The organism is Rhodopirellula maiorica SM1, from assembly GCF_000346295.1.
GTDB lineage: Bacteria > Planctomycetota > Planctomycetia > Pirellulales > Pirellulaceae > Novipirellula > Novipirellula maiorica.
The window spans coordinates 1-10,122 of sequence record NZ_ANOG01000320.1 but is presented as its reverse complement, the minus strand read 5'-3'; the positions used below and the strand labels follow the sequence as shown (position 1 = coordinate 10,122).

Here is a 10,122-nt window from a genome sequence, read left to right as displayed (position 1 = left end):
TCCGGGCAAGCCGGACGGAAGCGAAGATACAACAAGCCACCCAGCCACGAAGTGGCGACATGATGTAGCCATGGGCGCGAGCTCGCGCCGCTCCGCTAAGAAAATCACCCAGCGACTGCCAAAGTCGATGGCATTGGACTAACACCGTTGGCTGCCCCCCCGTTTCGGCCGGCTAAATCGCTCTGGACGCCACGTACTTGAATAAGCGAAAAGACGAAAAACGCTTCCACTCCTTTGGATGTTCGATGGCATCATGTCGGATTCCCCTCTTAGCAAATACGCATCCATTCGAGACGGATTTGCCGCAATTCGCGAGCTGATCATTGTGTTGGCAATGCTGGCACTGCTATTCGCCCCGTCGGCCATTCGTGAAATTTTGAGTGACGCTGGGATTCGATCGTTCGCGGGGGTTGAATTTGACGAACAAACGCTTGATGAAGTTGAAACCGCCCACTCACGCGTCGCCGAACTTGAACAACAGTTGGCGGTCGCTCAACAACAAATTGACAGCATGTCGCAATCGAGCGTGGTTCGCGCGGACCCACGCTTCGGAACCGTGTCAAAGATGATCGCGGATGCTCAGCAATATGCCTCGCAAACCGAAGACGATCTGCGTGAGGTCAAAGAAAAACATGTCGAGCTTTGGAAACGGGCGGGTCGACCGCCACGCACGCGTCATTCGACGGTGACAACCGAATCGGATCGCCCGGCTGAGCAGCAGGCCCTCTTATCCCCCAGCGAACCGCTCTCTCGTTGAGTCTTGCTGAGTCCCGCTGATCACGATGACTGGGCTCCAGTTGTGTTGGACGCGTGTTATACTGGGCAGCATGAAATCTCCTGCCTTCGCAACATTCCCCCCCTTCGTTGCACCCAAGCTGCTGTATTCTAAAAAACGGGTCTCTAAAAAATGGGCCCCTGCGATGTTGGCTTTTGCTGCCAGCATCATTGCATGTATTTTTCCTGCCACGCTGGTTGCCGAAGATTGGTATCGATGGCGAGGTCCCGATCTGAATGGAATTTCCAGCGAAACCGATTGGAAGGCCGAGTGGCCGTCGGGCAAGCTGCCGATCGCATGGACGATCGACGTCGGCACCGGGTTTTCGTCGGTGGTGGTCCAAGACAATCGCGTCTACACGCTCGGGCATGTCGACGATCATGCCGTGGTCTACTGTGTCGACGCCAGCGATGGTCATGTGATTTGGAAGCACGCCTATCCCGCGTCGTTGGATGCCCGGGATTTCGAAGGCGGTCCCACCACCACGCCGACCATCGACGGCGACCGGCTGTATGTCCTCAGTCGTGCCGGTGCCCTGTTCTGTTTTGACAACCAATCGGGCGAGGTCCGCTGGCAGAAACAAATCGCGGACGTCGCCGAGGTCCGTCTGCCTGGTTGGGGATTTGCCGCCGCGCCGCTTGTTGTCGGTGACAAATTAGTACTGACCTTGGGTGAATCCGGTGCGGTCGTCAACAAACACAATGGCGATTTGATCTGGAGTTCGCCGGACCGCGAGTGCGGCTATGCTTCTCCGGTGCCAATCCATGAAACCCACACAGTTGTCTTCCCCTCGGGTCGATCCTTTACCGGTGTCGACTTGGAAACGGGGCAACCGCAGTGGTCACTTCGCTGGTTGACCAGCTTTGGTTGTAACGCCGCCGACCCGATCATCCACGATGGCAAGATGTTCCTCTGCTCGGGATACAATCGTGGCGCGGCTTTGTTCCAATTGACCGACGACGAACCCGAGTTGATCTGGAAGAACAAGAACATGCTGAACCAATTGCATGGTTCGCTATTGTACGATGGCCACTTGTATGGAATCGACGGCGACATGGAAGCCGGTGCTCGACTGACCTGTCTAAGCTGGGAAACCGGCGAAGTCGTTTGGTCCGAAGACGAATTAAAACCGGGCGGATTGAGTCTTGCCGATGGCAAATTGATCGTATTGACCGAAGTGGGCGAATTGGTTTTGGCACCGGCAACTCCCAATGGATTTCATGAGATTTCGCGAGCCAAAGTGCTCGACGGCAAATGTTGGACGGTTCCCGTGTTATCCTCGGGACGCGTTTTTTGCCGATCGATCCAGGGCCAAGTCGCTTGCGTCGATCTCCGCGATTAAAATAGCGAACTCGCGATTCCCTCCCTCCTTCCCCCATCTCTCTACGGATTACCACTCGATGTCCCTTGATCGACGTGCCTTTATCGCTTCCACCGTTGCAGCTTCGACTTTGGTCGCCGCGCCCAAAATTCATGCAGCAGCAAAGGCAAAAAGTCCGCACCGCGCTGATCGGATCGGGTTGGTGGGGCATGAACATCTTGCGTGAAGCGATGGCGGCTGGACAAACCAAAGTCGTAGCCCTGTGTGATGTGGACCAAGACAAACTGGAAATTGCGGCCGAAGAGGTCAATGATCTGTCGGGGGAAGAGCCGAAGCTGTATTCGGATTTCCGTGAGCTGTTTGAAAAAGAAGAGATCGAGATTGCGATCATCGCGACTCCGGATCATTGGCATGCTTTGAACACACTGGCGGCGATCGAAGCCGGGGCTCACATCTTCATCGAAAAACCGACCGGGCATACGATCGGTGAAAGCCAGGCGATTTTAAAAGCGTCGCGGGCCGCCGATCGAATCGTCCAAGTCGGACTGCATCGCCGCATTGGCCCCCATCACGTTTCGGGAATGAAATTCTTGAAAGACGGTGGGGCCGGAGACATTGGTTTGGTGCGAATGTTTGTTCACAGCCGCGGCGGTGCAGAAACCCCAACCAAAAATAGTGCTCCGCCCGAGACACTCGATTGGGAGATGTATTGTGGTCCGGCGCCACTGCGCCCGTACAATCGCAAAATTCATCCTGGTGGTTTTCGCCAATATCTTGATTTTGCCAATGGCACGCTCGGCGATTGGGGAGTGCACTGGTTAGACCAAATGTTGTGGTGGTGTGACCAACAATCACCTAAAAGCGTCCACTCCAGCGGCGGTCGTCCGGTCCGCGGCGAAGCAATATTAAACGAGAATGTGCAAACCACGGATGCACCGGATTCGCAAATCGCAACCTACCAATTCGACGACTTCACCGCGATTTGGGAACATCGCCAATTCGGCGGCGCTGGTCCCGAGAAATCGAAAGTGGGATGCAATTTTTATGGCAGCAAGGGAACGTTCCATATGGGATGGCGCGACGGTTGGACGTTCTATCCCGACGATGCCCGCAAGCCAGTGGTGCATGAGGACCATCAATTACAGGAGCCCGATGGACACAACCTAAAATTGCTGTGGGCGGATTTTTTGCAATCGATCGAATCGAAGCGTCGTCCGGTGGCGGATATCGAAATCGGTCATCAAGCCACCACGCTGAGTCTGTTAGGGATGTTGTCGCTGAAACTTGGCCGCAGCGTGCGGTGGGACGGCGAGTCCGAGCGGATCATTGGCGACGACGAAGCCAACGGACTTCTGAAACGAAAGTACCGAGCGCCATGGACTTACCCCGAGATCGGTTAAATGCGATTTTTGACACATGCTACCGCTTTGCCATCCGCGTTGTTGCTTTTTGTATTCCTGCGATTCGTGGTGAGTTCGGCGGTCTGCGTGGCACAGCAGACCGCTAACGATCCCAAAATCGATTTCGACAGCGTGGTCGCGCCCATTCTTGTGTCTCATTGTCTTGAGTGTCACGCGGGCGAGGAAGCCGAAGGCGGATTGTCGCTTGACGATGTCGACTTGGCCATGGCGCAATCCGATAGTGGGTTGGCGATTGTTCCTCATGACTCAAACGGTAGTGTGTTGTGGCAGCGAGTCGAGTCCGACGAGATGCCGCCCAAACATCCGCTCAGCGACGAAGAAAAACTCACACTGAAACAATGGATTGACGAGGGAGCAGCGTGGGGCTTCAGCCCGATTGATCCGTACGCGAAGTCAACATCGACTCGCGCCGGACGTGATTGGTGGTCGCTACAACCGCTTCGCGAGTCGACGCCCCCTGTGGTTGCAAACGAAGAATGGTCTCGCAACGCAATTGATGCCTTTGTCTTGAATCGCTTGCAAGAATCCAGTCTTGAGCCTGCCCACCAAGCCGATCCTCGCACGCTGATACGGCGAGTCTATTTTGATCTGATCGGACTTCCGCCGACTCCGGAACAAGTTGCTGCGTTTGTCTCGGACCCATCCGATGCGGCGTACGAAAACGTGGTCGCCGATCTGTTGACATCCAAACACTATGGCGAACGATGGGGACGTCACTGGTTGGACGTTGTGCGTTTCGGCGAAAGCGATGGCTTCGAGCGAAACGCGCCTCGCAAAAATGCTTGGCATTATCGTGATTGGGTGATCGCGTCACTGAACGCCGACATGCCCTACGACGAATTTGTGCGTCAGCAATTAATCGGCGACCAAATTCGTGGCGGAATCGAAGGAGCGTCTGCGACCGGTTTTTGGGTTGCAGGGGTTCATAACACCGTTGTCGGCGGTAGCCCGCGAATGCGTGAACTGGCTCGCCAAGACGAGATCGAAGAGGTGCTGGGCACGCTGAGCCAAAGCTTCCTTGGTTTGACCGTCCATTGTGCGCGTTGTCACGACCACAAATTTGATCCGATTACTCAACGCGAGTATTACCAAATGGCGTCGTCGATCTCGGGGCTTGGCTTCGGTGAACGCGTCGAACAAACGCCCGAGGATGTGGATCGACTAAACAAGCTGAATTCCGAACTAGGCTCGTTACAACAGGAATTGGCTGTGATCGATCAAGCGGCACGCCGCGCGATCATTGCCAAACGCGACGGATTGAATGCCCCGATCACAGAATCCCCTTTGGCATTTGCGCGTTGGGATTTCGACAACGACTTGTCCGACAGCATCGGCAATTTACATGGCACCGCGATCGGAAACGCCAAGATCGAATCAGGCATGCTGATTTTGGATGGGCAAAGTTATGTTCAGACGCCAGCAATCGCCACGTCGATTCGCGAGAAAACGCTCGAGGCATGGATACAACTTGATACATTGGATCAACGCGGCGGTGCGGCAATCTCGCTACAGTCATCCAATGGCGGCATCTTTGACGCGATCGTTTTTGCTGAAAAAGATCCGCGGCAATGGATGGCGGGAAGCAACAGCTTTGCACGCACCGATTCGTTCACCGCAGACCAAGAAACCGACGCCGTGAACCGGCCAGTGCATATTGCCATCGTTTATCAAACCGACGGAACGATCATCGGCTATCGTGACGGCGTAGCGTACGGAAAGTCGATTCGAAAATCACCGCTACAAAAATATGAGGCGGGCGAATCACAGATCCTATTCGGGCTGAGACACAAACCCGCTGGCGGAAATCGATTGTTGCGGGCCAAACTACACCGCGTGGCTTTCTACGATCGCGCGTTGTCAGCCAAAGAGATCCGAAGGTCCTCAAACACGTTGGCGGGTCACGTCAGCCAACTCGAGATTGAAGCGTCACTCACGGCTTCAGAACGCGACCGCCGAAGGGCGTTACAAAAAGCCATCGCAAAGACACGCAAGGCTATTGAAAAACACTCTGCCGAGACGAAGGCCAAAATCTATACGTTGACTCCGGGGCCGGGCGTCACGACGCACGTATTATTGCGTGGCGACCCCGCAAATGTGGGCGATGTTGTTACGCCAGCAGGATTGAAGGCGATATCAAAGCTATCAGGCGATTTCAATTTAGCGGTTGATGCTCCCGAAGCCGAGCGTCGCCGCAAACTTGCCCACTGGTTGACCAGCGGCGCGAACCCGCTGCTGGCTCGCGTGATGGTCAATCGCATTTGGCACTATCACTTTGGCGTTGGCATCGTCGATACGCCTAACGACCTCGGTTTTAATGGCGGACGTCCGACGCATCCCGAACTACTTGAGTATCTTGCCTTCAAATTTCATGCGGACGGTTACCGGATGAAATCGCTGCATCGTGCGATTGTGACGTCGAAAACCTATCGACAAGCTTCGCGCGGACATGATCCGGGACAGTATGCAAAGGGGCAATCAATCGATGCCAACAATCGCTTGCTGTGGAGAGGGACAATACGTCGGCTCGATGCGGAAGTGATCCGAGATTCCATGCTGGTGGCCAGCGGAAGGTTGGACGACGCGGTAGGTGGACCGAGTTTTGTCGACGTCTCGGTAACCGAAAACAACGGCACAACCTACTATGAACCGATCGACACCCGCAACGAAGCGTTTTGGCGGCGAACGGTTTATCGTTTCAACCCGCGAGGCGGACGAAGTGCGTTGCTCGATACATTGGATTGCCCCGACTCGGCGTCCACGGCACCGCGTCGCGCCGTGACCACAACGCCGCTTCAAGCACTGAGTCTATTGAACAACGCGTTTGTTCTCGAAATGGCCCATGCCATGGCAGAGCGGGTTCAATCCGAATGCCAAGATGATCTTCACGAGCAAGTCACACGAGCATGGCAACTCGCCATCTCGCGTGCCCCCGACGCGCAGGAGCGAGACCTTTCCGAGAAACTTGTTCGCCATCATGGGTTGGCGGCTTTGTGCCGTGGGCTTTTTAATCTCAACGAATTTGTGATGAATTGAACAGCGTAAAAACGATGTCCAGCCAAAGATGTCAAATTCCGTGCGAGTACATGACTTTATGAACACGACCACCACTCGTCGAGACTTCTTCAATTGGGGCATCAGTGGACTTGGGGCCACTGCGCTTGCGACGTTGATCGCCCGCGAATCATCCAGCGTATCAGCTGCGGAAACGTCGATTCACCCGAAAGCGAAACGGGCGATCCACATTTGTCTTGTCGGTGGACTCAGCCATGTCGATTCGTTCGATCCCAAACCCGCGCTGACGAAGCTACACGGAAAATCGCTGCAAACCGACGAACAGGTGGATCTCTTCTTTGGCCAAATGGGACTGCTACGCAAACAAGACTGGGAATTTAAACCTCGCGGTGAAAGTGGACTACTGATCTCGGAGATGTTTCCCCACATTGCCGAACTCGCCGACGACCTGACCATTTTGCGGTCGATGGAATCGAAATCGGCGAACCATACTCCGGCATTATTCTTGGCCAACAGCGGTTTTGAGTTCAATGGTTTTCCCTCGATGGGAAGCTGGATTTCCTATGGGATGGGAATGGAGAATGAGTCGCTGCCAGCCTATGTCGTACTGAATGATGAACGCGGCGCCCCGAATACAGGTGCGTCCACGTGGAGCAGTTCGTTCTTGCCCTCGAATCATCAAGGGGTCGTGCTTCGTGGTGGCGATCGACCGGTTCGAGATCTATTCCCAGCACAAAATCTTGGTGCCGCCGATATTGCGACTCGCGACTTTATTGCTGCCGTGAACCAAGCCCATGCTGATCGCAACGGCGACGATGCGGCACTGCTGGCGCGGATCAAGTCTTACGAATTAGCGGCAAAGATGCAGACATCGATTCCCAGCGTCAGCCGTTTTGCTGACGAATCGCTCACGACACAACAGGCGTATGGCATCCACGAAAAAACGACTGCGGATATGGGCCGACGCTGTTTGCTGGGACGTCGGCTGTTGGAACAGGGCGTACGTTTTGTGCAACTGTTTTCGGGCGGCCCGATCGCCGGCAGCCCACGTGCCAGTTGGGATGCTCATGAAAATGTCAAAGAAAACCACACGATCGAAGCAGGACGTATCGATAAACCGGTCGCAGCATTATTGCGTGATTTGAAGCAACGAGGCATGTTGGATGATACACTCGTGTTGTTCACAACCGAATTTGGACGCACCCCGTTTGCCCAATCCGCTGCGAACAAGGTCGGTCCAGGACGCGACCACAATCGCTATGGATTCAGTTGCTGGATGGCCGGTGCGGGATTGAAGCCAGGAATCGCCGTCGGCAGCACCGATGAACTTGGCTGGAAAGCAGTCGAACGCCCCATCCCTTGGCACGATTTTCATGCCACGGTATTACATCTATTTGGAATCGATCACGAAAAACTAACGTTCTATCACAATGGGATTCAGCGACGTCTAACCAACGTTCACGGCGATGTCGTTCGTGAAGCGTTGGCATAAGAAAAGTCATTCACCTCCATCCCAAAATTCGTTTGTATTCTTAGCGTCAGCAATTAAAACCAGCTCTACCCCCTCCACCCTATTTTCAACTTTCTATTTTCAACTTTGACAGGAACTCAATATGTTGCATCCAGCGTTCGCATCGATCAAGCCATTCATCATGTCCCTCGTCGTGGGAGGCGTGATCGTCGCTGGCGGGATGACCCGTGCCGGCGAAGTCGATCCTCAACAAAAGGACTGGTACGAAAAGTACAAGAATCAACAAAACATCCCCCCTGCGGACGAGATGCTGCTGAACACCGATGAGGAACCTGAATTGTCCGAAGGGTTCACGTCGCTGTTCAACGGCAAAGATCTAACCGGGTGGTCTGCAAAGGGTGGTAGCTGTTTGTTCGAGGTGGAGGACGGTTTGCTGAAGGGGACCTGCGTTCCTGGATCGCCAAGCACCTACCTGTCCACAGACAAAGATGATTACCGTGATTTCATCTTTACTTGTGAAATGAAATGGGAAGCCAATGGCAACTCCGGCGTGATGTTTCGCGCCCAGTCGAAAACATCCAAGTCGAAAAAAGGCGTGAAGTCGGAAACCGTGTTTGGACCGCAAGCGGAAATGGAAGGCATTACCGGCGACCGCCATTGGTCCGGCGGCATCTATGGCCAAAGCTGTGGTGGATACTTCTATCCGCTGTGGTTGAAGGAGCATCAAGCGGTCCGCGCGGCGCTGAAGAAAACCGACTGGAATCGCTTGACGATCATGGCCAAGGGCAACGTTGTCAAAACGTGGCTCAACGGTGTGCCCGCGGCTCACTGGGTTGATGATGGCAGCTATCCCGAAGGCTTCTTTGGACTGCAAATCCATGCCGGCAAAAGCGGCACCGTACTGTGGCGTGACATTCGCGTCAAAGAACTAACCGAGTAACGATCGGTCAAAGAAATGCCGCAGCCGAATTCATCATGAGTTTGGCTGGCTCCCACGGCCTTCAGATGTCTCGTAATATCGGCTGTCCCAGCGAGCGAACACTGTTGTACGGTTCATCGTCTTGCAGGCCACTGAGTGATATTCGAGTAGTGGGATTCGCCAGAATTCCTATATGTGCTGTTGAAGCACTAGGAACTCTGGCGAGTTTCGCTACAGAGAAATGCTTCCCCCCGCCCTACCTCAATAATCTTCCCCACCATGTTTTTCATTTCCAAGACGCGACGTCCTTCCTGTCATTTGCCCGTGCTCGTCGCTGTCGCACTTGTAATCAGCCTCAGCTCGCCGTCCCAAGCCGCGACCGAAGCCGACGTGATCGTCTATGGCTCGACCCCAGGCGGTTTTTGCGCGGCGATTGCGGCGGCACGCGAAGGGGCTTCGGTCATCATGCTGGAACCCACCGATCATGTGGGCGGCGTCAACACCGGCGGTCTTTGCTTTAGCGATTCGAATCAAACGGTTCGCAGCACCGTGATGGGGCTGTTCGATGAATGGCATCGCCGAATCCAACAAGATTACAAATCACGTGGCATCACGTTGCCCTACGACGTCAGCGTCAAAGATCAAAGCAAGTGGTCCTACGAGCCGCATGTGGCCGCGAGAGTGACGCAGCAGATGCTCGACGAAGCCAAAGTAACGGTGCTGACCGAACGAGTGCTCGAGTCCGTCGCCAAAGAGGGCGCGAAGATCACGACGCTACACACCAATGCCGGTGACTTCTCGGCCAAAGTATTTATCGATGGAACTTACGAAGGCGACTTGATGGCCGCAGCGGGCGTCAGCTGGACGATCGGCCGCGAAGGCAAGAGCGAGTATGGCGAGTCGCTGGCGGGCAAACAGTTCACCAAGGCAAAGATGAACATTTCGGGGCTGGATGACGAAGGCAAAATCTTGCCGCTGATCACCACAACCGATGCGGGCCCCGTGGACCAAGGCGACTCGAATGTAATGGTTTACAGTTTCCGTCTGTGCTTGACCGCCGACCCCGCGAATCGCGTCCCAATGCCGGAACCGGATCATTACGATCCCGCTCGCTTCGAGGCCGTTAGACGCCATTTGCTCAACCAAGGCCGCGGCGTTGGCTTTGACCTGTACGATGTGCCCGGCGGAAAACTGGATGGCAAC

7 protein-coding genes are annotated in these 10,122 nt (G+C 54.8%); all 7 read left to right on the top strand.

The genetic code is table 11. From position 1 onward, the window contains the following. Positions 1–253: 253 nt before the first annotated feature. On the top strand, positions 254–757 hold the full coding sequence (locus RMSM_RS10395) for a Sec-independent protein translocase family protein (protein WP_040765364.1): 504 nt from the start codon (positions 254–256) through the stop codon (positions 755–757). A 70-nt stretch (positions 758–827) separates the two neighbouring features. Then, positions 828–2,117 carry a PQQ-like beta-propeller repeat protein gene (locus RMSM_RS10390; protein WP_160168276.1) on the top strand — a complete coding sequence of 430 codons (1,290 nt, stop codon included), beginning with the start codon at positions 828–830 and terminating at the stop codon, positions 2,115–2,117. Between the two features lie 131 nt (positions 2,118–2,248). Further along, positions 2,249–3,496: a Gfo/Idh/MocA family protein gene (locus tag RMSM_RS10385; RefSeq protein ID WP_008695158.1), complete on the top strand. Its 1,248-nt coding sequence runs from the start codon at positions 2,249–2,251 to the stop codon at positions 3,494–3,496. Beyond that, complete coding sequence (locus tag RMSM_RS10380; protein WP_008695157.1) at positions 3,497–6,550, top strand: DUF1553 domain-containing protein; 3,054 nt, start codon at positions 3,497–3,499, stop codon at positions 6,548–6,550. Positions 6,551–6,578: 28 nt separating this feature from the next. Continuing rightward, positions 6,579–8,021 (top strand): DUF1501 domain-containing protein, encoded by a 1,443-nt coding sequence (locus RMSM_RS10375; RefSeq protein WP_236622080.1) that lies wholly within the window; start codon positions 6,579–6,581, stop codon positions 8,019–8,021. Positions 8,022–8,142: 121 nt separating this feature from the next. After that, the gene (locus tag RMSM_RS10370) at positions 8,143–8,940 is read left to right on the top strand and encodes a 3-keto-disaccharide hydrolase (RefSeq protein WP_008695154.1); all 798 of its coding nucleotides are present in this window, start codon (positions 8,143–8,145) and stop codon (positions 8,938–8,940) included. Positions 8,941–9,198: 258 nt separating this feature from the next. Further along, a partial coding sequence (locus tag RMSM_RS10365; protein WP_008695152.1) for an FAD-dependent oxidoreductase occupies positions 9,199–10,122 on the top strand: 924 nt, incomplete at its 3' end.

What these genes read in the sequence shown, in the direction of transcription:
- RMSM_RS10390 (WP_160168276.1), top strand. Translation starts at nt 828, where the DNA reads ATGAAATCTCCTGCCTTCGCAACATTCCCCCCCTTCGTTGCACCCAAG.
- RMSM_RS10395 (WP_040765364.1), top strand. Translation starts at nt 254, where the DNA reads ATGTCGGATTCCCCTCTTAGCAAATACGCATCCATTCGAGACGGATTT.
- RMSM_RS10375 (WP_236622080.1), top strand. Translation starts at nt 6,579, where the DNA reads ATGTCAAATTCCGTGCGAGTACATGACTTTATGAACACGACCACCACT.
- RMSM_RS10370 (WP_008695154.1), top strand. Translation starts at nt 8,143, where the DNA reads ATGTTGCATCCAGCGTTCGCATCGATCAAGCCATTCATCATGTCCCTC.
- RMSM_RS10380 (WP_008695157.1), top strand. Translation starts at nt 3,497, where the DNA reads ATGCGATTTTTGACACATGCTACCGCTTTGCCATCCGCGTTGTTGCTT.
- RMSM_RS10385 (WP_008695158.1), top strand. Translation starts at nt 2,249, where the DNA reads ATGCAGCAGCAAAGGCAAAAAGTCCGCACCGCGCTGATCGGATCGGGT.